22 protein-coding genes are annotated in these 26,065 nt (G+C 39.8%); 15 read left to right on the top strand and 7 right to left on the bottom strand.

The window, feature by feature from the left end; genetic code table 11:
- Nucleotides 1–4 precede the first annotated feature (4 nt).
- The 10 genes from R7M92_RS16670 to R7M92_RS16715 all read left to right on the top strand — a co-directional run bounded on the left by R7M92_RS16670 (nt 5) and on the right by R7M92_RS16715 (nt 11,492).
- Nucleotides 5–2,920, top strand: a complete 2,916-nt coding sequence (locus tag R7M92_RS16670) for a hypothetical protein (protein ID WP_225455763.1) — start codon at nt 5–7, stop codon at nt 2,918–2,920.
- 44 nt (nt 2,921–2,964) lie between these two features.
- The gene (locus R7M92_RS16675) at nt 2,965–3,285 is read left to right on the top strand and encodes a hypothetical protein (protein ID WP_025633960.1); all 321 of its coding nucleotides are present in this window, start codon (nt 2,965–2,967) and stop codon (nt 3,283–3,285) included.
- On the top strand, nt 3,275–3,727 hold the full coding sequence (locus tag R7M92_RS16680; protein ID WP_138058892.1) for a hypothetical protein: 453 nt from the start codon (nt 3,275–3,277) through the stop codon (nt 3,725–3,727). The genes R7M92_RS16675 and R7M92_RS16680 overlap by 11 nt, the downstream gene beginning before the upstream one ends.
- Nucleotides 3,676–4,551: a hypothetical protein gene (locus tag R7M92_RS16685; protein ID WP_138058891.1), complete on the top strand. Its 876-nt coding sequence runs from the start codon at nt 3,676–3,678 to the stop codon at nt 4,549–4,551. Before R7M92_RS16680 ends, R7M92_RS16685 begins: the two co-directional genes overlap by 52 nt.
- Before the next feature lie 366 nt (nt 4,552–4,917).
- Complete coding sequence (recA, locus tag R7M92_RS16690) at nt 4,918–5,916, top strand: recombinase RecA (RefSeq protein WP_044129452.1); 999 nt, start codon at nt 4,918–4,920, stop codon at nt 5,914–5,916.
- The gene (locus tag R7M92_RS16695; protein WP_148299822.1) at nt 5,888–6,508 is read left to right on the top strand and encodes a hypothetical protein; all 621 of its coding nucleotides are present in this window, start codon (nt 5,888–5,890) and stop codon (nt 6,506–6,508) included. The genes recA and R7M92_RS16695 overlap by 29 nt, the downstream gene beginning before the upstream one ends.
- Nucleotides 6,509–6,644: 136 nt before the next feature.
- Nucleotides 6,645–7,547: a hypothetical protein gene (locus R7M92_RS16700; RefSeq protein WP_025633967.1), complete on the top strand. Its 903-nt coding sequence runs from the start codon at nt 6,645–6,647 to the stop codon at nt 7,545–7,547.
- Between the two features lie 11 nt (nt 7,548–7,558).
- A complete protein-coding gene (locus tag R7M92_RS16705; protein WP_077202322.1) occupies nt 7,559–9,031 on the top strand; it encodes a S8 family peptidase in 1,473 nt (490 codons plus the stop codon).
- A 121-nt stretch (nt 9,032–9,152) separates the two neighbouring features.
- The gene (locus R7M92_RS16710; RefSeq protein ID WP_025633969.1) at nt 9,153–10,658 is read left to right on the top strand and encodes a 3'-5' exonuclease; all 1,506 of its coding nucleotides are present in this window, start codon (nt 9,153–9,155) and stop codon (nt 10,656–10,658) included.
- A gap of 36 nt (nt 10,659–10,694) precedes the next feature.
- Nucleotides 10,695–11,492 (top strand): hypothetical protein, encoded by a 798-nt coding sequence (locus R7M92_RS16715; RefSeq protein ID WP_025633971.1) that lies wholly within the window; start codon nt 10,695–10,697, stop codon nt 11,490–11,492.
- 214 nt (nt 11,493–11,706) lie between these two features.
- On the opposite strand, the gene R7M92_RS16720 is transcribed toward R7M92_RS16715, so the two are convergent.
- A complete protein-coding gene (locus R7M92_RS16720) occupies nt 11,707–11,961 on the bottom strand; it encodes a hypothetical protein (RefSeq protein WP_203347291.1) in 255 nt (84 codons plus the stop codon).
- A 474-nt stretch (nt 11,962–12,435) separates the two neighbouring features.
- On the opposite strand from R7M92_RS16720, the gene R7M92_RS16725 reads away from it, so the two are divergent.
- Nucleotides 12,436–13,686, top strand: a complete 1,251-nt coding sequence (locus tag R7M92_RS16725) for a hypothetical protein (RefSeq protein ID WP_025633975.1) — start codon at nt 12,436–12,438, stop codon at nt 13,684–13,686.
- A 107-nt stretch (nt 13,687–13,793) separates the two neighbouring features.
- On the opposite strand, the gene R7M92_RS16730 is transcribed toward R7M92_RS16725, so the two are convergent.
- Together R7M92_RS16730 and R7M92_RS16735 are read right to left on the bottom strand one after the other, a co-directional pair.
- Complete coding sequence (locus R7M92_RS16730) at nt 13,794–15,083, bottom strand: hypothetical protein (protein WP_025633977.1); 1,290 nt, start codon at nt 15,081–15,083, stop codon at nt 13,794–13,796.
- Nucleotides 15,073–15,777 carry a S24 family peptidase gene (locus R7M92_RS16735; protein ID WP_054574980.1) on the bottom strand — a complete coding sequence of 235 codons (705 nt, stop codon included), beginning with the start codon at nt 15,775–15,777 and terminating at the stop codon, nt 15,073–15,075. The genes R7M92_RS16730 and R7M92_RS16735 overlap by 11 nt, the downstream gene beginning before the upstream one ends.
- Before the next feature lie 669 nt (nt 15,778–16,446).
- Here R7M92_RS16735 and R7M92_RS16740 point away from each other — a divergent pair.
- The 3 genes from R7M92_RS16740 to R7M92_RS16750 all read left to right on the top strand — a co-directional run bounded on the left by R7M92_RS16740 (nt 16,447) and on the right by R7M92_RS16750 (nt 18,920).
- A complete protein-coding gene (locus R7M92_RS16740; protein ID WP_025633980.1) occupies nt 16,447–17,379 on the top strand; it encodes a hypothetical protein in 933 nt (310 codons plus the stop codon).
- Complete coding sequence (locus R7M92_RS16745; protein ID WP_025633982.1) at nt 17,369–17,800, top strand: hypothetical protein; 432 nt, start codon at nt 17,369–17,371, stop codon at nt 17,798–17,800. Before R7M92_RS16740 ends, R7M92_RS16745 begins: the two co-directional genes overlap by 11 nt.
- Before the next feature lie 235 nt (nt 17,801–18,035).
- A complete protein-coding gene (locus R7M92_RS16750) occupies nt 18,036–18,920 on the top strand; it encodes a hypothetical protein (protein ID WP_025633983.1) in 885 nt (294 codons plus the stop codon).
- 635 nt (nt 18,921–19,555) lie between these two features.
- Here R7M92_RS16750 and R7M92_RS16755 read toward each other — a convergent pair.
- The 4 genes from R7M92_RS16755 to R7M92_RS16770 all read right to left on the bottom strand — a co-directional run bounded on the left by R7M92_RS16755 (nt 19,556) and on the right by R7M92_RS16770 (nt 23,702).
- On the bottom strand, nt 19,556–19,867 hold the full coding sequence (locus R7M92_RS16755; protein WP_025633984.1) for a hypothetical protein: 312 nt from the start codon (nt 19,865–19,867) through the stop codon (nt 19,556–19,558).
- Between the two features lie 74 nt (nt 19,868–19,941).
- Nucleotides 19,942–20,463, bottom strand: a complete 522-nt coding sequence (locus R7M92_RS16760; protein WP_025633985.1) for a hypothetical protein — start codon at nt 20,461–20,463, stop codon at nt 19,942–19,944.
- Nucleotides 20,464–20,478: 15 nt separating this feature from the next.
- Nucleotides 20,479–23,094: a DNA topoisomerase gene (locus R7M92_RS16765; RefSeq protein WP_025633988.1), complete on the bottom strand. Its 2,616-nt coding sequence runs from the start codon at nt 23,092–23,094 to the stop codon at nt 20,479–20,481.
- A 2-nt stretch (nt 23,095–23,096) separates the two neighbouring features.
- Nucleotides 23,097–23,702 (bottom strand): transglycosylase SLT domain-containing protein, encoded by a 606-nt coding sequence (locus tag R7M92_RS16770; protein WP_025633990.1) that lies wholly within the window; start codon nt 23,700–23,702, stop codon nt 23,097–23,099.
- Between the two features lie 118 nt (nt 23,703–23,820).
- On the opposite strand from R7M92_RS16770, the gene R7M92_RS16775 reads away from it, so the two are divergent.
- A complete protein-coding gene (locus R7M92_RS16775; protein WP_025633991.1) occupies nt 23,821–26,064 on the top strand; it encodes an ATP-dependent helicase in 2,244 nt (747 codons plus the stop codon).
- Nucleotide 26,065: the final 1 nt, after the last annotated feature.

A 26,065-nucleotide genomic window follows, 5' to 3' on the forward strand; every position in this document is an offset into this window, starting at 1 on the left:
AATTATGGTTTATAGCTATATCATTACCCGAGATAGAGAGCGTATTGTAGACAACCTAATGGAACACGGTGAGTTTTCTAATGGTTCAATTAAAGGTAAAGAGTTAAGCCTTGATCATCCATTAGCAAATGAGATGGTAGATACCTTAAAACTAGTGCCTCAAGGCATGGCCAATACCTATTACACCCTTCACCATTTGAAACAGCAAGATTGGGATGTGACTCATGAAAATGGTTATGAGAACTCTCTCATTGCGAGCTTTAGTTTAAATGGAAACCTAAGTTCACTTTTAGATAAAGTCAAAAGTGGAGAGGGGTTTAAGGTAGAAACGAATACCTTCCAGGAGTTCATTGAATCGAATCAAGGTATCGATTTAATCGTAGATTTTCAAAATACGATCACTCAGTCTGATTGTTGGACACCCCAAGGAAAATTAAACAACCCATTAATATCGAACTTCACTGTGGATATGGAGCGTCTTTCAGAGTGGCCCGGCATGCTCGAAGCACTAAATAATCTAGGTATTGATTCAACAAATTTAGAAAACGCTATTAGTGAAATTGGTTTAGAGTCTGCTCTGGAGCTTTGTAAAAGACCAGAAGTACTTTTAGCTTATCAATATAGCCAGGGAAGATTTGCAGACTTGCCAAAGAAGAATCTACCCGGTGCAAGATTTATTCAGAATTTAGATTTAGTAGAAATTGCTGAAGAGTACTTGAAGTTCACTACTGCTCAAAAGCTTGAGGGCGTTGAACCAGACTTTAAACAGTTTTTGTTAGAGCAAGGGGAATCATTAAATGACAAAATTGATAGCGCCGTTAAATCACAAGTTTTATCGTTTATGAATGAGATGCAGCTCGATGACTCCAAAGAAAGTATTGAGTTACTAGACGAAACTGCAACAACACTATACAAACAATTAGATCCGCGAAACGAATTAATGGGCTTAAGGTACCACCTTGAAAAATTACTAGACGTATATACAAAAGAATCAGAAGTAGACCATGAAGCTCTATCATTACAATTAAATTTGCAGTTGGATGAGTACAGTGAGAGGGATGCTTTCAATACTTGGTTATTAAACAACATCTTAGAATGCAAGTTAGAGCCGAGTGTAGAACTAAAAAGTAAACATGAAGCTATGGCCTTCCTTGAAAACTCCAATAATGTCACTATTCCGCAGATGATGGCAGCATTAGTACATTTATCTAACCAAGACCTTAGTAAAATACAAGCGACCCTGGATGGTGAGCTTGTTGGGCCAACTAACCATACATCTGAGTATTATGCGGACCTTATTAAAAAATTTGAAGGGATAGTATCCCAGTTATCGGTGGACCAAGGTATTGATGTATCAAAAGCAAAGGAAGATGTATTCAGTAGAATAGTGGAATCTTTATCGCTAAACAAACCTGTTTCGCAAGAAGCTTTGAGCGATAGTTTATCGAATGAATTATACCAGCTAGCTGAGGCTACAAGGTTTTCGCCAATAGGTTCTGAGAAAGCTGACCCCATTCAAAAACTGACCATAAAAGATGTTCGAGCAATCATTTTACCTGAAGCAGTAACTGAGCCTGAAATTATCGATCAAATGTTGGCAATAGAGAAGCTGAGGGAGGAAGGCTTTAAAGGTAAAACTATTCTTTACAGTGAGCTCGAGCGTGATGGTAAAGCTCAAGCTGTACATTCTTTTATAAAACATAATCCTGACACGTTAAGAACAATAGGTGCTGCTCCCACTTCCCAAGTAGATCCTGAGCTGGATATCCCCAAATCAATAAAGATTCTTGAAGAGATTCAGGCTAATCACCCTTACTTAAAGATTCGTGTACATGAAACGATAGATTCAATGAACTTTCTTAGTAATGATCTGAAAAGTTACAGCTCTACACTCGCTGGGGTTGCCCACAATGGTGAAATGCATGTGAATCTACAAAGTGAACATAACGCATATGAGTCAGGACTTCGAAAGACTATTGCACATGAAGCGGTACACTTGGGATTTAAGAAGATGTTCACAAACTCCGAGTATGTGGACCTTATGGAGACTGTTTGGCAAAACATTTCCACTGAAGACAAGGCTACAATAAAACAAAACTATGGGCACCTTGATGAAAACAAGCCTCTAGATAGACGTAGCCTTGCGGAAGAATGGTTAGCTATGAAGGCTGAAAGTATTGATCTAAGAGATATTGATCGTATACAGCCAGTTATTAAGGTTTCATTGGTTAACAAGCTCCAAGGGTTTAGGGATTCTGTTCTCAAGAAATTAGGCAAGGTTACCGAGACCTCTTTAAATGTGGATGAGCTCCTGGTAAACGCGATTAAAAAGGCTGGAGAGTTCAACCAGTTCATTGATGGTAAAGTAATTGATCAAGGTTTGGTCGTTAGAAAAACAGGTTATGTTGAACATGAGCATCAGTCGTTTGACCTGTATCGTGGTTATAAAGCGAATTTAGACGCTGGTAGAAATTTATCTACAGAGGTGCAGATTGCAGCTAAACAAGACTTTATCCATAAGTACTCGAACAATGGGCACATTAAACTCTTAAATATCACTTTCGATAATAATAATGAACCCAAACTTGAAGGTAGTCAGTTAAGCCTACCGTACTCTGCAAACCCCAAGGACCTTCTTGAGATATTAAGGCAGGTTGAGGTAAGTTCGTGGACAGGTAAACCATCTTTGCATTCTAACATAAGTACTGAAATAGAAGCTGTTGACAGGGCTGAAGCAACTCCACCAGCAGTTGTTAAAGCCAAGCTTGGTAATATAGTTAATGAGTTCACTATAGATACATCTGTGAATAATGAAATTCTCAATAAGCTTTCTGGACCAGTAAAAGACAAGTGCAAACAAGTAGACGAAAAAGTTAAACAAGAGGTTGACACTGATATGAATTTAGGAATTGGATTTTAAATTGTATATGCTGTAACCTATTATAAAACAACAGGAGGCTTCCTATGGTTGCTGCAATTGCTCTTCTTCCATTACTTGGTGTTATAGCGGCTATTTTTTGGGGGTTGAATATGTACTACACACTCGTTCCTAACTGGTTAATTCCAGTAGTGTGCGTCGTGGTAGTCGCCTCAATATTCCAAATTAAGGTGACATACAAAGAACTAAATGAATCGGAAATAGATAGTTTTATTGGGCGGTTCTTGTTCTCAATACATCGAACAGTTCGACAGTATATGAGAGCGGCATTTATGCCAGTTGTACCTGATTTTAGTTTTGTAAAACAAACCCTCAATATCATGACGAAACGAAAAGATGATGAATAAGAAATTAATGTTAGCTGTAATGTTGAGCGCCTCCCTTTTCGGTTGTGCTCAAAATGATAGTCTTGATCCAGTATTTGGTTTTACTGGTGAATATGGTGCTGGTGGTACAAGAATCCCTAATAATCCAGCATACTTAGTTGATCCTGGGTTAACTACTGAAACTGAACTATTTAAGATATTCGGTGAGCCCCAACTAACCCAAAGTTTCCCATGGGGTAGAGTAGTTACTTATAGATATTGGGAAAATAAAATTGGGTTGCCGATGTATGAAGAGTATGTTGACTTTGTTTTTAACGATAGAGGTTTCCTTGATAAGGTGGCAACCTATTCTCAAAGGGGCTCTAAGCGGGTTGAAACAAATCAATCCAAAATGATAGAGAGAGAAGAAGAGTGTCCAAGTCACTACACAGTGTGCCAGTCATACGAAAACTTCAGTCATTAGAATCCTCACTTCATGCGTTTGCTCACTCCTTAGAGCAAACGTACTTTAACGTTCAGTTAAACAATCCCTCTGACATCAAACCAATTAAAGCGGTCATTAGAGCTATAACGGCGATCACTTACGATGAATACCAATCAGGACGAGAGTTAAACCAGTTACCTGGAGTGGTCTTCATTCCTGAAGATGTAGTTCCCAAATTACTAGAAGTAAATCATGCCAAAAAGGCATTTTCAGACGCTGTAAAAGAAGCTAAGGCCTCGAGTAAATGCAAAAGCAATACTGCCGCATTGAATTATGTAAGAAAATTATTAACAGAGATAGGCATGCAAAGGGTTCACTTTAAACAATGTGAACGCTTGCTGGTGGTAGAAGAGGCGCTACCTAAAAAAATAGTTTTTTATAACGAATCAAAAGGGTGGGGTAACCAAAAGAAATACTCAAAAGAAGAAGCGCTTGAGTTAGCTAAAGAAATCATTGATAACGGTTCTGATAGCTTTGACATCGTTTCTAAGAAAATTGCAGAGATTTCTGATTCGGAGTTTCTTGTGCACCGGACGCCAAGTCCAACAAGTATTAAAGCGAACATCACTAGATATGTACCAGGAGTGGGAGAGAAAAGTCATTCAAGAGTTGCTTCGTTACCAATATTTGTTGTAACTACCGATATGGATTCAGCGAGAACGGTACTCATTGGTTCTATGGTTTCGATTGAGTCTACCCCAAAGTCTAAAAGACTGGGGTCTAGTAAAGCTCGTAGTAAGTTTGAAGAGCAACCCTATATCTCAACTTTGCGTCTATATCGATATAAGCCCGAATATAGATAGAAAAATTTACAAACCAATCTATAATATATGATATTAAATTGGAGGGTTAGAGATGCACAAGCGTAGAGATAATTTGCAAAAGACGATACTCATTGTTTGGTTTCTGTGTTCTAGCATTGTACTTGGGATTCAGCTATTACCTAGCCCAATTGATAATGCAAGTGCAAGTCAGATAGAGTCAAAAGCCGGAAATCTGGAGCCAGATGACAGCCTGATCAATCTGGATACAATTCTTACCTATATGCCTACCGAAGTACCTCATTCCAGAAATAAACAGTAGCTATAAAATGATTTAATATGGTATTAAATACCATTGACAAACACTTTGCTCAACTATAATATATAACAAAACAGAGCGAGGTAGTTATGGTTACAATAGCTAGCAATAACAGCAATCCTTCACCTAAAAGCGTGGCTCTTGCTGCTGCTTTAGGGCAAATTGAAAAACAATTTGGCAAGGGTGCTGTGCAAAGCCTTGGGGGCGAAGCAACAACTAACAATCTTGACATCGTATCTACAGGCTCACCTAAGCTTGATAAAGCTTTAGGAGTGGGCGGGTTAGCGCGAGGTCGTATTCATGAAATTTTTGGCCCGGAGAGCTCCGGAAAGTCGACATTGGCATTGGAAGTCATTGCTGAAGCACAAAAGAAAGAAAGTATTTGTGCCTTCATTGATGTTGAGCATGCGCTTGATCCTGGATATGCCAAATTAATTGGCGTTAATAGCGAAGAATTGTATGTTTCGCAGCCCAATAGTGCGGAGGAAGCTCTGTCTATTGCAGAAACTCTTGCTCTATCGGGAGCAGTAGACATTATTGTTATCGATAGTGTCGCAGCAATGTGTCCTAAAATGGAGTTAGAAGGAGAGATGGGGGCAGCTAGTATGGGCCTTCATTCGAGGTTAATGTCGCAAGCATGCCGGAAGCTAACAGGTATTCTAAAGAAAACGAATACCATGGCTATTTTCATAAACCAAATTCGTTTTAAAATTGGTGGTTTTGGAAACCCTGAGACAACAACAGGTGGAAATGCTTTAAAGTTCTACGCTACAACGCGAATTGATATTCGCAGAACGGGGAGCTATAAAGTCACCGATTGTACAATGGGTAATGAAACCAGGATTAAGGTTGTCAAAAACAAACTTGCCCCTCCATTTAAACAAGCTGAAACCAAAATATTGTTTGGTAAGGGTTTCGATTACTACGGTGAAGTTCTTGATTTAGGCTTAGATGCTCGAATTATAGACAAACGTGGTACTTGGTACCTTTACAAAAACCTTAAGCTTGGGCAGGGCAGATTGTCAGCGACAGAGGCCTTAGAAAACGACAAAGTCCTTCTTGAAGAGATATTATCTCGGATTAATTAGATTAAGGTATGTTGCGGGAAAACCGCAACATAAAGGCATAATGTTATTTAGTGACTTTCAGAAAAATCTAGACAAATTACCTTTTGATGAATTGCAATCACGGAGAAAGGGGCAGTCTGTACGCTCATTAGCTTATTTTCTTGGCTCAAATGAAGTCGCGATTCAAAAGTACAAAAATAATCCCGACGAACCTGTAAAGGAATCGCATATTCGATGCGTTGATTTTCTTTTGAAAATGCCAAAAGAGCAACAGATCCACATTCTATCTCAGAGTGTAAACAATCCTATCTTAAGCGTTACAGAGTCACAGCGCTGTAAAGTGAAGCATTATGATGCTCTGGAGAGTCGTCTCCTGAAGCTGGGTATGTCGAAGTTAGGGGTGTATTCATTATTGGGTACTCGTAATAGCGTTGTGGATAACGCACGAAAAAAAGGCGCCATGTCAAAAGGCTTGGCAGCGATCGTTGGGTTAACGAGTCGATTTAGTAATGATGAGCTCTTGGAACTAGCTGTCGAATACGAGACATCTGAGCGAAAATTGCCCGCTTTGAAAGAAAAGCTTATGAAAAAGCATTCTAAGTCCTCAACTTAACGACAAAAGTTGAACTGCAAGCTCAAAACGTGAATCTGGATAAGGATAATCTGAGAGCAATCAATAAACTAGCGAAATCGCTGGTTTATTTAGAAAACTAATCTATGTCATTTACGTATAAAAAAAAGGATTTGAAGTGAAAAACTACTTAGCACTCTCGATTTTAGTAGTCCTATCTGGCTGTGGTGGTGGCGGAGAAGGTGGTGGCACCAATAGCAGTAGTGGCGATAAGTCACTTGTACTTACTGTAACAGATCCAACTCAATCACTAGTGGAGAATGGGGAGTCAATAACCGTCCAATTAGAAACAAACTCAAAATCAGATAACTACACTCTTACTGTAAGAGATCCACAGTCGGTTCTCAATCAAATTCCTCTAAGTGAATATGAAAAAAATATTCATTGGTCTGTAAATAAATCGAATTTAATTCTTTCAGCAGATGAATTACTTAAGTCTTCAGGTGATTTGAGCCTCACACTGACACTTGAAGATGGCAGCGAGCAAATATCTACGAACTTTAGCCTTGATATTGTTAACACAAGTCTTAATGAGCGTCTTGAAGTCGCTTCAACGTACATCGATAACAGTGAAGAGATTAAGCAGTTTTCGGAGCTACAATCACTCCAACATGCTTATGAAAAGGTTTTTTTATTGATGGGTCATGGTCAGCTCCCATTTACACCCGAATTTGATGAGCAGGTATACCTGGACAAACTAAACGACATCAAGTTGGCAGTAAGCAAGGTGCATAATGGTGGTATAGAGACTCTACTTGTTAATCCATTATCAAGTTTTGAATCTGAACTAAACGCAAGCGCTAAACAATACATAGATCATCTGAACAAGATTGCCGCAAAAGAGAATAGCCTGAGTGTACTCCCAGCAGTGGATTTCAATGCCTCTTCGACAGGCTATTCATTCTTTAAAGGTAATGTGAACTACGGTCAGTTTACTGAACTGTCAGTTTTCAAGTTCAACCCTGAATTTCAGTTTGTTGAAAATTTAACTGACCCTACTTACGGCAATTGCAGCATTTAAGGACAAATAGAATGAACAAAATCACCCTATCTCTACTAATTAGCGCTGCAGTTTTTAACGGTTATGCTCATGCGAACATTGCAGAACCTATCTTATTTAAAGGAGTCGATCCTTTAGCGATGTCAGACTCAACTGGTTACCACCAGTCACAGTTAAATACCTATTGGGCAGACCAAGACTTACTTAAAGGGGCGAATAGTATTTCTAAGGCCAGAGATACTGCAAAAACCAATAACGTGACACGTGTGGGTGTTATAGATGGAGGCTTTTTAAATACTCCAGAGCTTCCTTTTGTTGATGGATATAGTTTTATCGGAACTGAAGGTTACACAGCAAATTTTGACACACCGATATCTGACCGTGGTGAACACTGCGATATAGGTCATGGCAATATGGTTGCATCACTAATTGGTGCCAACCCTCAAGGGGATGGCGTAAAAGGTGTAGCTGATGTTGAATTGGTTGCAGCTCGAGCACTGAAATGTAGTGAAGCAAAAGTTGAAGACTTAACTGCTGCAATCAAGTGGCTGAGTGGACAAGAGGTTCCTGGTGTACCGCTAATTTCAGAGCCAGTTGATGTTATAAATATGTCGTTAACGTTGCGGAACACAATGTGTGGTGGTGACGTTCAAGACGCGATTCGAGTAGCGCAAGATAAGGGGATTACTTTTGTGGCAGCGCAAGGGAATCGAGGCGTTAATTATGAAACAGGGTTACCAAAAGATTGTCCCGGTGTGATCGGAGTAGGCTCAAACCAATTAGATGGATATAAGTCTGGGTTTTCTAACTTTGATGTTAACGTAGACATTGTTGCTTATGGTGACCGCCTCTCATTGCCGACAATCGTTGATTCGAATAATGATGGAGCTTTGGACTACACCGAAACGGCTGGAACGAGTCTTTCGACACCTCTAGTAACGGGCACAATTGCACTAATGCTCAACGAAAGTCCCGATTTAACTCCTACAGAAATCATTACCATTCTTAAACAATCGACAGGCAAACCAATGGTCGGTGAAGCGGGAAGTGGTTTTCTTAATTATTCTTGTGACAATGGATATTGCGGCTATGGTGTTTTGAATGCATATGAGGCAATGCTTCAAATGAGAAAGTTGTCAGAGGAAGGGGTAGCGTTAAAAAGTCCACTAGCTGGTGAGTGTGATGTAGAGTTTTACTTAGATACTCTCGGTGGTTCTATTGATGTTTGTTCAATGGGGGAGTTTAAGTTAAATGATCATGTCACTAGCGATAACACCAAAATAGAAGTTTATAAAGTTTCAAGCCTTGATTCATTAGATGTGGCAGGTGCTGAATTAGTTACAGACACTACAAATGGAAAACTTATGCTTCCAAATGTGGGTAATGAGCTCTTTGCCTACCGTATGTGTGAAAAGAACTTCGTTGATGAGTACCATTGCTTTAGCGATGAATTAACGCCACTAACGGTTTCTAATCTCGAAAAACCTCACCAATGTAATCTCTAGAAACTGAAATCTAACTAATTGATAAACCCTGGATATTTTCCGGGGTTTATTATATATGATAGTTGACTGCTTTTTGTTTTGCTGTCACAATATACCATATTAAAACGGCTTTGGGGGCAGAATGAAACCAACGTTAGAACAACAAAACGTCATATACAAACCTGTTAGGCTTGCTGTGATCAAAGCGCTTGCAGGAACTGGTAAAACTACATTATTTAGATTGTTCGCGAATGCATATCCAGAGCTAAGAATGCTCTATATTACTTATAATCGTCCGATCGCAGATGCCGCTAATTTACCTCCCAATTGTCTATCACTCACTGGCCATCAGTTAGCATATCAATTCGTAGGAAAATACTACCGCCACAAGTTTGCAGAAAACCTCAGCATGGGGCTGATTAGAAAGCACCTCAGGTGCGACTGGTCCATCGCAAACGGGACTATGGTTACTTTAGAAAACTATTTTTGTAGTGAAGACCAAGAAATAGAAAAAAAACACGCTCCATACAACCCCAAAAATAAAAAATCATTGGATATTCAAGAGCAGCTAGTTTCTAGTGCCAAGCAAATCTGGAATGAAATGCAGTTATTGGAAAGTCCGGTTCCCATGACGCACGATGGTTACCTAAAAGGTTTCTCTATTGCCCAAGTAGATTTGAGCGAGCATTTTGATGTGCTACTTGTAGATGAGGGGCAAGACCTTAACCCTGCAGTGAGAGCTTTTATGAAAGCTCAAACTAATATGAGAGTCTATGTATGTGGCGATGAGTCGCAACAAATTTATCGTTATCGCGGTGCCGAAGATGCACTGAAAGTTCAAGAAAATAGTGGAGCCGAAGTTTTCTCATTAACCCAGTCATTTCGCTTCAATGAACAGGTTGCTACATATGCCAATGCCTTTCTGAACCAACTTGGTGTTCATGAACGGCTTAAGGGGACCGATAATGGCATTATCGAGTCTGTTTTAACTTCAGAAAACGATTTAGATGAAAATCTCCAGATAGCCTATATCAACCGTACGATCGTATTAACGATTGAAGTCGCGATAGAAGCTGACGAACGTGGCAAGAGCATTTACTGGACTGGAGGTTTTAATAACTATCCATTTAACGAGCTCTTTGATTTACTCTACTTGAAGCTAGAGCAGTACGATAAAATACGCTCACGTGACTTTAAGCGTGATTTTACTACATTCGAAGATTTCGTAGAAGTTGCAAAAAAAACGAAAAACATCGATATGGCTAGAATCCTCAGACTTGTCTCTAAATATGATACTGGTTTGTTTGATATTTATGAGAACTTGAAGCGTTCTAAAGTGGATAATATTGAGGCTGCTGAAGTTGTCGTAGGAACTTGCCACAGAACGAAAGGCCTAGAGTTTGACCAGGTGGTGCTAGGGGATGATTTTTGTGACCAATTGAAATTAATCGAGCGTACAGAAGACGAAATTCGAGATGAGTTGAATCTAATGTATGTCGCCATCACAAGAGCCAAGTTACGATTCGTAGAATCCCATCCGTTTCATTCTGTACAACGTTGCTCACAAAACATTTTTGAACTGGCAAGAGAGTTTCAAAAGAACAAAAGAAGTAGCTCAGGCCGTTTTAAAAAGAGACGCCAATCATAATTCTATCGAGATGAGTAAATTAGGAGAAGTAAGTAAATGGCACTATTTGACAGAGAAACGAGAGAGTTGATAGAAAAGTTGATCAATCAGGTTGATGTTGATCTTCGAACCGATTTTAGTATAGGTATCATTTCTAGTGAAAATGAATATACATCTGTCCTAACTGCAGAAATTCGTAATAGGATTAATGCTAGGCTACCGTTAAAATCAGCTGCATTTTCACAGAAGTTGAAATCAAATGAAGAGCAAGCATGGGGCGTTGATGCTTGTGTTTTATTGATTGATTATGACAAGGGAGTCGGGAAACTATGTTTGTTTGAAGCAAAAAGTGATCGGCCAAATTGGGACTATCTGAAACCTAATTATCAACCACCTATCTCTCACTTTTCATCTCAGATAGCCCGTCAGGTAGCACCTAACAAACAAGGATTTGTTGTATGGGAGCAGTTTTATTCCAGCAAACCAAATGGTACACCTATAGGTGACCGAAATCCTAAGGGGTCTACCTGTATTCTCCATCATCTTGCATTCTACCATAATGGTACACCTCCTAATCCGAAAGTTTGGACTGATAATGATATTGATACCCTTGCTCGTGAGTGGCAAAAGGTATCCACAATGGGGGGCCTAGTAAATACGGTTTGCAAATGCAAATTGGGCAAAAGTTTCGATGTTAGTAAACTAGAAGAATTACTCAGTGAACGTATACCTGTGAGGCATATTTTGTTTTTAGAAGGGGGCCGGGCTGTCACAGAAAAAGATAGCTATCATTCTATTGCAAAACAATATCAGGAAAGGTTCCCAGACTATAAAGAGAGCACTGGTAGGCAGTAAGTGCTGATTTATTACTTGGTTTTTTTATCTTAGGTGATTGCTATAACAAGAGCATAATGATTGAAATTCCCTCAATTAGTTAAGTAGACTCGCAAAGTGTAATTCGAACTTTTCCAAATTAGTCAGTTGGTCTTCTCACTTAATGACCAACTGACTAAAAAATAATATGGACTGGATGGCATAGCTTTTGGGGTGCGTTCAGCGTTAGACCTGATTACCTAAGCTTACTGAGCCCGGCACCTAAATGAGAGCCTACTTGTCTTAACTTTTCCTCTTGTTCATGTACCGTGATTTCCAACAACTCACGTTCATTTTCAAGCATGTTGATTCTGTCTTGGCAGTCTTCTACAGCATCGTCATACCCATAGCCGTACATCCTTGCCCCAGTCACTCTGATTAAACCGACTAGCTTTTCTTGTTCGTCGATGTACTTCTCATACTCAGTACTTTGATTATTTACTAAACCCATATTCCCTCCGCTTCATTTCTCTTAGCCTTGTTCGCCCTTGCTCATCGCCAAAAGCCATATCAAACAACTCTCTGGGCGCGAGCTCTTGTACAGTAACTTGTGGTTCTTGACCTGTCTCAAGTTTAGACGTTCGCTTTCCCTTAAAGGGGAGCACATTTGATTTCATTAGTTCTCCTTAAATTGCAATGATTTACCTTGAATGAATGAAACCAATTTATCTTATGGAAAAGCCGTGGACAGTAGCACAAACGCATTAATTCTTGACCTTGACAATTCGTTGAGATTATGGGTGTGAAATGTGTCTGTGATATACATAGATTCCATTAAACAGAACATATTGAATATAAAGAATTAATTTCCAGTTTGGTGTTAGAAAAGTCATAACCTAACGGATCAGTAACTCGATAGGAGTCATTGAAAAAAAAGGTAAATTAGATTAGGTTTGAACTTGTTTTTTTGTTGGAAGTGTAGGTTGTGTCTAGAGAGCTAATTGCCGGATTTAAAAGAAGTTCAGAAAGCAGTTGTTGTGACTTTATTTGCCAAGAGGCTTACAGAGAAGCAATATGCGAGCTTTATCCTGAAGATGTAGCAATTTATAAACAAGCATACGGTCTTCTTCTGGATGCATCTAAAACATGTTTAGAAAGGGTTGAGCTTGAAACTGCATTCTCAGTAAGTGACATAGAACCAGACAAGATCATCGATGGTCCTTTTCATGCATTTGTGTTTAGCGACTATTATTTTGATCTAAACCATTCCGATCGATTTTGGGTTAAAGATATCACTCTGTGTTTACAGCATGAAGTAGAAAGGGCATTAGAGGCTGAGAATTGGGAGGGTGAGAATTTAGAGCAAGAGCTGCAAACAATATCACCTGATTTGGTTAGCATTGCTCAGATGATTGATGAGCAATTTGTCACCGCATTGTCTCCTATTCGAGAATATAAAAACACCTTTTATCACAGGTATTCGCCAACACTTTTCTTTAGTATTTATGATTATAGAGAAGCCTTGCACTACTTCCACCTCCCTTTTGAGAAAAAGAGTGAAGGGCTTTGTTTTTACAGTGCGCCATATACGCTTCATCAGTTCTATCGTGAGTCTTTTGGTTTGGATAACTCTACCAGAAAAAAACTGGTTCCAAAGGAAGCTTTATCTCGGACGTTAGCAAATGAGGAAAGACAATTTACAGTTGAAGAAGAGCACCTCTCTGCTTGGATGGCTCTTGAGTTTTGCGGTTCATCAGACAAAGTGGAACTTATTGATTGGGTCAATATGAGTGTTGATGTTTCTAGGCCTCTTTCCGACAATGAGATAAAGTGGGTAACGGCATGGTTTAAACAATCCCTATATGCCTCTCAAGCAAATAATATCCGAGCTGAAATACAATGCGCTACTTCAATAGAAGAGATTATTAATCTAAACAAGCTGCTAGAATCTATCGGGGGCAGGAAAATAGATGAAACAATAAGTTTGTATCAGTCCAACAACCTTAATTCTCCTCCACGCAGTAAGATTAAAAACTACCTTTGTGGAATGATTTTACACCAAGACCGTTCAATCAACCCTAAAAAACTAACCTACACGGAGTTGGAACAAAACCTCGCTGCTGAACTTTCTGACCTAGGGTATGGCATTGGCTTTTCCGATGAGAGCATTCGTCGCGGATTTAAACTGTATAAAGAAATGATTGAAAAGCAGAAAAAGCGTTACCTTAATGCTTAAACTCGTAATAGGGCAGAAGCAATATAGAACAACCTGTCAGATTTTATCACCCTCAGGAGACCAAACTGACAGATTGCATTCTCACTAATTCACACAACCCAATACATTCAGATACACTTAACCTCAAGTAGCTCATTAAAATCGCTGAAATAATTCTCCAGCTCTAGCAACTTTACATTCCCTGGTCGCTCTGAGTACCGCTTTGTACGTGCTCCAAATTCTATTGTTCCTTTCCCAAAGCGCGTATTAATGCAGTCGATTGCTTTGCTTAATTTATGGTTATTAACATCATGTTCAAATAGATCTGCTTGCTTGTGCTCTGCGTCGATTAAACTAGTAAGGCCAACTCCAACTTTATAAATGCGCGTTTTTGTCGGTTGAGTAGGAATAAGGTCACCCTGAATAGCTCTCAACGTCTTTAGACCTACAGAGGTATCGCATACACCGTAACTTAAGTGTATGCTCCGGCTAGCCTTAAACTGCTCCTGAGGATCGTCATGTATGGATGTGGACACAAATGCTGTTATAGCCAGGGCTTCTGATTTTTGCGCTCGTAACTTAAAAAATGCTTCTGCAAGGTGAAGAGATAATTCCGACATTATGGACTCCCTTGATTGTAAGCGGTCCCGGTATGAGCTGGTGGACCAAATTTGTTGCTTCTTAGGTCGTGTGTCGTTCCAATTGTAGACAGGTGTGCCATTTAACTCATGGACCGTGTTGGCGACGGAAATCGAAAAGGCTTTTTGCATTTTTTTAGGATCTTGGCGAGCTAAATCTAACGCGCTATAAATGCCCATATGAGAAAAGTGTTTAGATAGCTTCCTGCCTACGTTCCAAACCTCTGAAACAGGTACCTTTTCTAATGTCTGAATCAAATTGTCTTTACTAATGACAAATACACCGTTACTACCCTGAAGTTTTTTGGCTGCAAACGAAGCCAGTTTTGAAAGAGTTAAACTAGGACCAATCCCGACTCCTGTAGGAACCCCCGTTGTTTTCCAAATGTGTTCACGCCAACGCCAAGCTTCGCTTTCCAGGTCAATGCCATTCTTCAGTAGCTCCGTAGTCTCCACCCAAGATTCATCGACGCTGTAATGAAAAATGGGTAGCCCCTCGGAAACATCTATAAGTGATTGCTTAAAGTTCCTAGATATCTGCCCTAAGGTATTAAAATTACACTTAAATATTGCGCCATGATGCATGGCAACTTTAGAGTCGATTTCCCAAATAGGAGAGAACTTGGGTATCCCAAATTCCTTTATATTTGCTCCGGCAATACTAATACCTTGGCCTGCTGACACGAGTACTGGTTTCCCTTTTAAACCAGGATGAAATTGAGCACTACTGTGCGCATAAAATCCCGTTCCGTCTATTAGTGCGAATGATTTAACGGCCACGAAGTTCTCTCCGGTAAATTCGGATAGCCATAGAGACACAGCCGTAAATGCGAATTTCGTCACTTGATGATAGATAAACAGATCTGAACTTTGGGTTGTCGCTGTATGCTTTTTTCAGTCTTTTGTTCAACCTCTTACATACCAATTCACCATTTAAAGCCATGATAACGGGATGATCTTCTTTAAATGAGAGGCTGCGGTTAAGGAGTAGCAAATCTCCGTTATCAATGATTGGTAACATAGACTTACCGTTTGCACGCATCAATACACATGTATGTTGTTGCTCAGGAGGTATTAATAACTCATGAAGGTCGAACTCTTTCAATGAGTTATGTATAGGTATCGAATGGCCTTTTCTGTACCAATGAAAACGAGCAGATACAACGCCTTGAACTACAATATCTTCTTGCTTTTGTATCTCTTGAAATGACACAAGAGCGTTTTCGCCAAGGTATTCAACCAAAATACAGTCGTTTGCTTCAGGTTGTAGGCTTGAGTCAACAAGCAGGTAATCGCCATCTGAAATACCGAAGTAAGGTACATCTTGATGAGCAACAGTTAATTTGGTTGCGCTAGGATGATGAACTAGCTGTTTTGACAATGACAGGGATTTACGGACACTCCCGCTTGTTGGGTCTTCAAAGCCTGTTATGCCGCAATTTATTGACTGATCAAATATTTGTAAAACACCCATTTTAAAAACACGTCTGACTGCTGTATGTATATACAGTAATTATATATCCAGCTATGTACTGGTGCAATGTAAGGAAGAGCATGAGCTATTGGGATGGTTAGATGGCCTGGTGCACATCTGTGAACCATAGGTTTTTGAGTATACGATTCATGAGCAAGGAGAGACACTGTAATTGCACTATAGATTCGAGTAGTAAGGTATAAGCCCGGTGGTATGGTAAGGTTTTGTAGCACCATAATGCAGCGTTAAAAGAGAAAATGGAGGCTTCATTGAGCGTAAAAAAAGACAATCACTTTTTACCTGAGATGTATCTAAAAAATTGGTGCAACGAGCAGGGTAAGGTATTCCACTATAGGAAAGTTGTTCAACACGAGAATGTGCCATTATGGAAGGACTACTATCCATCAGCGATCGGTTACCATACACATTAAAGCAACTCAGTGGTCTGAGATGAATAGTATCGATATCATAAATTACATACCAATTTGGGAACTATTCTTTAAAAGCTTTCTACTAGAGTTCAAGTTGATGTGATTTAGGTTTCAATGTGAACATTTAACTAGCCATAATGGCTTTTCTGGCAGTTAAAGCGTAAATCGGCATTGTTGATAATGATAACGTATTGAAAATATTGATATAATCATATTTTTATAGTGTAAGTATGATCCTATGAGATATGAATCTGCCCCTGTTACCCCAGAAGAAAGACGAGAAACCACAAAAGAGCTCTTCGCTCGTCAGCAACGAGAGCGTAGAGCTGAATTAACTCCTTCAGCAAGCGATGAAAAAAGATGGGCAGAAAATCGTGAGAGGGTTCTTAGAGATAGAGAAAAAGCAGGGTTAGGACCTACTTCTCTAGGATTGAATGCTCCTCAGCTTCTCAGTGACTCAATAGGATTACAGTGTTCACTTGGGGATGAAATGGCTAAAAACCACCAGCATGTGTTAATTACAGATTTAGAGGATGCACATAAAATATTACATAACGTTTGGCTGGAGTCTGGTAAGGATGTCGCTGCTATCGCCTTGAGCATTAACACCGCTAAGTCTTGGTTCAATCACACAGAGCCTATGTTTAATGCGATATCAATTGCTAAACAGTTTGGCGATCTAGGCGTTAAAGCTGATTTGGTAGAAAGTCGAGGTAAATTATTTGTCGCATTTTCAGGGACAAACGAGAATGGCAAAGTGCTACGGCATGCGTTTGTCAATGGTACTCGGCTTAATATGAATGGTAAGAAGTACCCTCTAAATTCATTTAAGTCGGTGCAAGCAGGCTTTAGTCCTCAATCTAGAACTGCAAACTTCAAGGGTGCGGGTGCCTTAACCTTTGTGGTGTCCGCTAGTCTAGCCACCAGCGACTTAGTTTTTAAAGACGACTATCACTTAGTGGATTGGTTTGGCAATGTAGGTGCCGATATGTTCAAATTCATGTTGCAAACAGCAGCTGGTGAAGTTCTGTTATTTGCTACGGCAGCTCTGGGAGCTCCCGTAATGGTTGGTGCGCTATTTGTTACAGCAACATATGTCTTAATTGAGGTTGTTTGGGGTGAATACAAAGTTTCTAATCAAGTCGTAAGGATGCTTGAGAATGTCACATAAAACAAGATTACGTTTGGCTGGTATCTTTGTTCTTTTGTTTGGGATAATTTGTTGGGGCTATCCATCTTATGTAGTCTATAGAGACTATCTTGAACTATTGAATAAAGCTGACACTGTTCAGCTATCCGTTCTAACTCTGTGGGTGCCGATTGGATTATTAGGGGCGTTAGGTTGTATTTTTTTTATGGCCCCAAAAGCTATGTTGTGCGGAAAAAAAATTAATGAAGTTTACTCTCAAAGCGCAATGCAGCTAGCTAATAAAATCTGTGTTTATTTTGCCTTGGCTGGTGTAGCCTTTGCCGCTGGCTGGACGTATCACTCAATTGACCTCTTACAAAAGTATGGGTATGTATACAGTCGAGATTTAACCAATATCACTCCTACGGGAATACATTTGAAATACGTTAGAGCAACTCATTGACCAAGAACGTCTCTAATCCTCACTAAGAACTCTTCTAACAAGCGTAAGCTTACTACTTACGCTTGGTCTAATTCCTTCCGAGAGCTCCTCAACCTAATCGGCTATCTAGAGCATAGACACGAAACTATGAACCTCTTAGTTGACTGTGGTTGAGTATCGCGCTCATTATGCATAGAAACGAGTACAATTTGGTAACCTTAAGCTTTAAAAAATTGTTTACTAGGAGTGGTACAACATGGATAAAGAACTATCTGGGGTAGAGAAGCTTCGTGATGGGGCCAATTATCTTCGCAAAGTTATCGGTATCAGTACTGAATTTCTTAGCTCAATACAGAAAAGAATGGGGTCTCCCAAAACTCTCTTGGATACTTTTGTAAGAGTATACTTTTCTACCTTTGGTTGTATTTTGATCGGGGTGTATTTCGTGATGATGATATTAAAGCCATGGTTTGATGGTGGTGGAAATTGGTCATATGTCCAAGAAGTTTGGTCTCATTGGCAAACTCTGAATGCAGCAATGATTGCTTTTACAGCAAGCTTATTGGCGGTTTATGCAGCTAAATATCACGAAGAACAGAATCGAGAGAGCCAACTTTTAGCAGCAAGAGCATTGTTACCTCAAACTCTGTCTGACTTAACTAAATACACAACTGAGATGGCTAGCTTCTACACCGAATCAATTGAATTTTGGAAAGGTATGCCGAAAAGAACAGGTAAGAAGCCTGTACCACCGAAACTAGATTTGGCCAATACAACAGCCATATTCACAAAATGCATGGAAAACGCAGACATAGATGTTGTTCTGGTAATGGCAAAAATACTAAGTAAGACTCAGTACTTATCCGCTAGAGTAGAAAATGAATATGAGAATAAGCAGTCGAGCCGTAGGCCTAGTTGGAGAGAAGATGCGGAATATCAACTAGTTGAGCTGGGAGTATTACAAGCTAAGGTAAATAGAATGTTTGATTATGGTAGATATTTGCAAAGTAAACTTGACCTCTCCGAATTTAAAAGTGATGAAATAGCCCAAGGTCTTTTAAACTTAAAGATTTCTCGAGCCCAATACCCAAATGTGTATAAGAAGTTAGAGCACACGGACTTAACATTTTTGTCTAAATAATGTACACACCTTAAGAAGTGTGTACATACAAATGGATTAGTCTCTAAAAAACTCGACTAGATACATTAACCCTTTGATACATATGTGTGGATTGAGTTTGAATACCGAGACCATTGCTTTCCATACTCTCATAATCAGATAGATAAACCTTTGTGGGTACATATTAATCACCATTAACTATTGAACAAGAAAATTGCCAAATAGGCTACTGGTGATCTATAGTCTCGTGTGTCAGGTGTCGAGAATGATACCCAGCAGCCATAATGAGTAGTTGCAGCTACTCGATTTGGCTTCTCTCTTAAACCCTGCCTATGGTGGGGTTTAAGTGATTTTGAGCTCCAGTTTAATATCACGAAAGAAACTAAGCACAGCTACTATTTGCTTCCATGCACTGAACTACTTGAGCTCACGGGTATCAAGATAGTGCGATAAAAAAAGTTTATCAAGGTGCAGTTCGAGGATCATTTGTGGATAAATAGCAAAATTCAAAATATCAGTCAGTGAACACTAACTAACTGAATAAGACCCTGTCTATAAGTCCAAATTACGGTTTGTTAATTCGATTTAGAAATAACCGCACCTAAAAATATTTATCTTGACAATTAAGAAACCACCCAAAATATAGTTGTGCCGTATTAACTACCTTCAGATGGGGGGCTTACTCTCTTAAACATAAAAGGATAAGGTGTGAACGCATCCCCTTTTCCTACATTTGGTCCACTCACTTCCCAAACCCCTTCGAACTCACTCGGTTCCTCGACCTTTAGGTAGTTATTCGGGTTTTGTTCCACATCATCTTTTGAACGTTGTGAAGGTGTTGGGAGGAAGTGAGCAAGCTTGCGATTTTCAATCTTAGGCGGGTTCAGAATAAACAGGCTACCGCTCTCATCTAAGTAACCTTCCACGTTCCCAATGTTTGTTTTTAATATCGTAGTCACCTTGTGCATAGATCTTCCTAGTTAGTTGATTTGCCAATACTGATAATGTCCTCCAGCATTTAACACCATTAACTCTAAATCTTCTATCCTTGGATATCTTCTTTAAATTCCCATCTCGGTGAGAATCGGAACTCTACCGACCAGCAATCTGAGGAGATAATGAAAGCTTTCCATACAGCTAAAGGGTATTGGCCTGATGCTCGGAAATTATTCGTGAGGTTATTTCTGACGAAACGGATCAATCTATCAATCTGGTCTTCGCTTGCTGTGTCGAAGCTAAGCGTAATAGAGAGATTGTCATAGTTAGGTATGTCGGCAGAACCTCTAAAGTCTAAATTAAGCTCGTCTACAAGTAACTTTAGTTCGGTTAAGAAGCTTTCGAACTTTTCCTGGTTGGTCTCCGCAAAGACTGACTTGGCGAACGCAGAGATATTAGTGTGATTGTCCACTAATAAATCTTCCCCATTAGCATGGAGAAACCCTCTTATCATCGGGACTAAATCATCCGGTGCTAAAACTTTTTGGTCATTATAAAAGTCAGAAGTTAGGAACGCCTGTTTATACTTTTCGAGAATATTATACCTTTTGAGAATATCATTCATCATATCTACTTGAACCCCTTATTTTGATGCTGTAGCAATCATTGCTTTCATACGGCTAAGTATGTTTTTTGCTCTTTCGTCATTTTCTAATTCACTAGCAGGAACCCTAACGTTTAGCTTTTTAGCCAGCTCGTTAATAGCAGCAATAGTCTTTTTACTTGGTTTCTTAATACGTTTTGCCTCTTCTACATATTTAGATAGTAATTTGGCGTTACTAATCGCTTGAGAAGGAATTTTCAGGCCAGTCTTCGATTCCAACTGTTTTGCGTAATCAAGAAACTTTTTAGATGGAGTACTTGGGACATCATCTTCGTGAACTTTTATAAATTCTAGAGCTTTACCAAAGTCAGTCATTTTAAGCGCTGGCGGCTGGATCTTTTTGAAAGAGCATATTTGTGAAATCTTTCTTCGCATAGCGTCAGTTACCAACCAAGGGTGCTCTCGTAGCCATTGCCTCGCTTTAGCCTCACTTGCTAAGGCCTGTCTGGGCATTGGTAGTCCGAGCCCTTTACAACGCTTCTGAAGTTTATCTTTGGTTTGGTTTGAAAGTGGCATGTTAGGATTCACACCGTCTCTTGGTGTTTTATCAAACAGGTTTTTATTCAGGAAACCTATTAGCTTTTCAGTATTTTCAATTTGAGTGTTTATAAATTCCAGAGACGCTGCTTCTGCTTCTCGTTGAGGGAGTTTACTCATGTCAGAAAGTTTGAGTTCCCATTTGGCAGTAGTACCAGGGCTTTTATATGAATCAGGTAGTGCCTTATACAATTCAATCCCTTTTGGGGTGATATCAATCGAAGGGTTTTTACCCTTGCTAGTATACGCTACGAACTCACGCATTAAGATAGTTGCGATTTGAGTTGGCCTAGTAGCTGGTGTCCCAATGCCTTTTGATTCTTTGAGTGAATTCCTAAGAATAGGATTAGGCTCGAATTTTGCCGCATGGTACATCGCAAAAAGTAGTGAGGCCTCAGTGAAGAGAGGGGGCTTAGTTGTAGTAGACTCCTTTAGCTCAACATCTGGAATTGAAACATTGCTTTTGTCTAAATCGTTTAAGCTGATAGTTTGGACGGTCTCTTTACCTTTAAAGTAATGTTCCCACCCAGTTTCTATACAAGATCGCTTTGTGATCTTGAAACTAGATACCGGTTCTCCAAAAAGCCCATGGGTATCGAATTTTAAAACCCCTTCTTGAACTAAATATTTTGATGGAGGTAAATGTGCTTGCAAGTAATGCGACGTAATTTCTTCAAAGACCTGAAGATCTAGCCCCTGTAGCTCTCCTGGTTTAGGTATAACAACAGGAGCTAGAGCATCGTGTATTTTATCTCCTGGCGTATAGCAGCTTGGTTTGAAACTTGCGCAGGTATCGTCTTGTCCCGTTTGAATGGCAGCGATTTTAAGGGCGGCTTGGCCAAATTGGTCCCATTTTGCTAGTTGAGTACATTTGTCCGCAATATCCCTAGGGTTGTAATCTTTGTCAGAAATCTCTTGTTCTTCACCTCTTGGGTAAGTGATAAAACCAGAATCGTATAGGCGTTGTGCTGCATTGAGGACATCAGTGGCACTAGCGTTGCTAATCAGACTCTGTAGTTTGGTCAGTGATAAAGGCTTTGGTGGGGCAGAAGTCGCCATACTTTCATTTATATCTAAATCCAATATGCACGCTTGCTTAAGCCTTTCCGTAAAATCCATCATAATAGATTTGTCGATATAAAGAGGTTTAGGTCTATTGTTTATGGTTAACTCCTCGACTTCTTCCTCAGACATATCAGGCGATATTTTGGATGCTAGATTTTTTTCATCCCACTTTACGCCAGGGATAGGGGAGTCATAGTCGGAGTCTTTTATCTCTGGAAGGTATCGGCCTTCAAAACTTACAGCGCCGTTACACCTGATCAGCGGTACCGGACGAAAGTGAGTTACAGATTTAAAGTTTGCTCTTTCTTGATGACGATGGTAAGTAAAACCTACAACAGTCGACTGAACTCGACCAACAGATGTCGTTGAGCTTTTCTTATCCCCTGAGCCTAGGTACTTTCCAAGCATTCCCCTTCTTGAGTAATAAGTGTAGGTGGCAGTTAGAACCATGGCTGCGTAATCTGCCATACGACGACTAGACCCAGCTAAATATTCGCCGTAGTATTGAGATGCATCGACCATTTCATCGAAAGAGGTTTGTATTGCATCCTTGGATAACCCCTTTGTTAACCAAACTCGTTTTAATGGGCCATCGTATTTAAGGAAATCTAAAATGCTACGGTATATGACTTCACCTTCTCGGTCTGGGTCTGTAGCACCAATGACTAAAGTCGCTTTGTCGACATACTGTTTAAGTAATTGGATTCGCTCTCCTGGTTTTCTTGCCGGGTATCCGTCACGAGCTGGTATGTCCGGACAAACTTTATAAGGAACCTTGCGAGGGATGCGTTCGTGAGTACGTGGATCGTTCCAACTGAAGTTCTGTATTTGCTCTGTAGGGGGAGACAGTTCGAGGAAGTGACCTGCGGCATACCAAAGGATCAGTTCTTGCCCTTTGTAGAAGCCTGAATATAATCCACCTTGCTTTCTAAGATTCAAAGCTGATGCGATCTTTTCAGCTTGAGAAGACTTCTCTGCAATAGCGACCCACATGGCTATTCTCCTAGTTTATTGACTGCGTGTATTCGGTGAGAAATCCAACGACCATACTCAGATTCAATATCAGCAAAGTGCTTCATTGCTTTCAGGCGGTACGAGTAATGAAAATATTTATTGTCTGAAGTTGCATATCGATGGTAGTTAGCGAGGCCTTTAAAAATGTCATTCGTTGCGTTTAATCTTCTGGCCAGAATGACACCACCAATAAATAGATTTGCACATACATCATCTCTGACGTCTTCCCAGTTTATAGTCACACCAAGCTTACGAAACTCTTGATCCCAAACCTTAGGGTTAACTTGTATTATTCCTAAATCACCAGAACCGTTCTTGGCTTTCTGGTCAGCTCCTGGCCAACCATTCTCGCTTCTCATGATTGTACGTATGTATTTAGGATGTATATTGTTTAGCTTGCTAGAGATTAAAGTACACTCTTCAATCTCACCTTTGTAAGTAAGAAGTAAATCTCGTTTACTTTTCCACGGCATGGCTTTGTACAGCCCCGTGTCGCCATGCTCTATTACATATTCGTAATAAGACCTTTCCGGTTCTTTAAGTTGCTCAAGACCGTCAGCTGCTGTTACACCCAAAAATTCAAACATAGACGCAATCCTCCGTTAAATGAAATATATCATTTAGCAACAAAAAACAATAGACTAAAGTTGACTTTGAGGTTGAATTAAAATACCATATATAAACACTTAAATGGGAGGGATGAGAATGAAATTAACCGCGAGTCAGTATGAAGGAGTCAACACGACTGGAGTACCTTGCATGATTAATGCGGGGGCAGGTAGTGGTAAGACTCGCGTTATTGTGGAGAAGGCCGCGACATTCATTGAGTCAGGCTTGGAACCCTGTCGACTTTGTGCCATAACCTTTACCAAGAAAGCTGCTGCGGAAATGTTAGAGCGTCTTTACTTACGTATAGGTATCAAAGCTTATCAAGCTGTTATCTGTAACTGGCACTCCTTTGCACTAAACCAAGTCATAAAACCTGCCATCAAAAAGCAACACCCATATTTTGTAAAGTGCGGTTATACATCGAGTGACTTAGTTATCTTGGATGAAACTGAGTCCCTTACACTAATAAATGAGTCAGCTAAGAAAACATTATCGAACTCAGACTATGAGTTCTTAAAAGAGCACGGTGGTGCAAAGTATGTTCAAAACTTCATGGGGCTATCCTTGTCCTATGGTCGTGGTCCTAAGTCTGAGTTCGAGCACCAGTCCAAAACCAACCCAAATCTGACTTTTGATGAGAAAGCCTTGTTAAGCCATTGCGTTTGTATCTGGAAGGTCTACTACAGACGAATGATTGAGCTGAATGCTATTGATTACGACCACATTCTCGTCCATGCGGTAAAAATTCTCACACATGATGTAGGTTTTAGAACCTGGTTGCAAAACCAGTTTAAAGCAGTACTTGCCGATGAGCATCAGGATGCTAACCCAGTCCAAGGCTTATTGTTAAAACTTATTGTTGGTCAAGGCAATAACCTAACTATGGTTGGTGATGAAAAACAAAGTATTTATGCTTTCAGGGCTGCAGATGTCGGTCAGTTACTAAATGCTCAAAAAGAATTCGGAGACATGAAGATTGTTCAGATGGGAGAGAACTTTCGATCAACTGAACAAGTTGTAAATGTGGCCAATGCTATTGCTGACTTAATGCATGAAGACCAAAAGGTTACAGACGGACATATGATAGCAATGGCAAATATTCAGGGTGATAAGCCAATTGCCCGACAATTTGCCAATGACAAGGATGAGGCAATTACGACAGCCAATGAGATTAAACAGGCTATCGAATCTGGTGAATTAAAACCAGAAGAAATTGCCATTCTGTATCGTTCAAAAGTAATCAAAGACCCAATTGAAGCTCAACTTATTGAGCATGGGGTAGAATACCGAGTTGTTGGCGACAAGGATTTCTTTGATAGTAAAGAAGTAAAGGACTGGAGTGCATTCCTACGTTTCTGTGCTAATGAGAAGGATGTTATGGCTGCTTCACGTGTCATTGATGCAGCAAGCCTTAAAACTAAGGGCGTAACTATGCGCCAAAAGCTCATTGATAAAAACCTAACAGTTATTGAATACTGTAAGTACATGACCACGTATGGAACTGTAAAATCTCAAGATAGAAAGCTTGGATTTGCCTCTTTGTTGGAGTGCCACTCAATTATCAAAGAAGCATTGTTCGAATGCGGTTCAATCACTGACTTAGCAAAAATAAATAACTATGAACTTAGTGATTCTGAACTGAGAAATAAGTGGGGAGAAGTACTTTCTGGCTTAGAGGAAGGTTTGCATCAAATCTGGGTCGAGCTGTTCAAACCCAAAATTATAGATAACGCTAAGAAGAAGTATAAAACTCAAGAGATGACAGCAGAAGTAATCTCAGAAGTTAATAAAAGAGAGCAAAACGTCATTACCTTAACAAAGCGCCTTTTTGCTTTCACTGAGGTTCATGGACACTTACATGATTGTATCAAAGAACTTAACATGCTGGTGGATTCTGGTGAGCAAGGGGCTAGTGCGGTTCAGTTAATGACAGAACACGCTAGTAAGGGCTTAGAGTTTAAGCGTGTATATGTCATTGGCTGCGAAGAAGAAGCACACTTCAAAGGTAATGAGAAAGACAATGTTCATGAAGAGCTTAGGCTATTCTATGTGGCCACCACTCGTGCAGAAAAGGATCTAATTTACTCATATGCACAAAGGCGCTTAGTTCACGGTGAGTTCAAGACACGGAAACCTCTACAATTTCTATGCGCTCTTCCAGTAGACCTTCTTTACTGGGAGTCTTCAATATCACCCAAAGTAGCGTATGAAAAAAGTAATAAAGAAACCACTACAAAACGAACAGGAAATCCTATTCAAATGCTGGCTAGAGGACAGTTACCACACCCCAAGCTAACAGTAGAGGTAAAGGAAACTAGAATCGAAGGATTTAAAATATAGG

The organism is Vibrio sp. Vb2880, assembly GCF_033337975.1.
Lineage (GTDB): Bacteria > Pseudomonadota > Gammaproteobacteria > Enterobacterales > Vibrionaceae > Vibrio > Vibrio alginolyticus.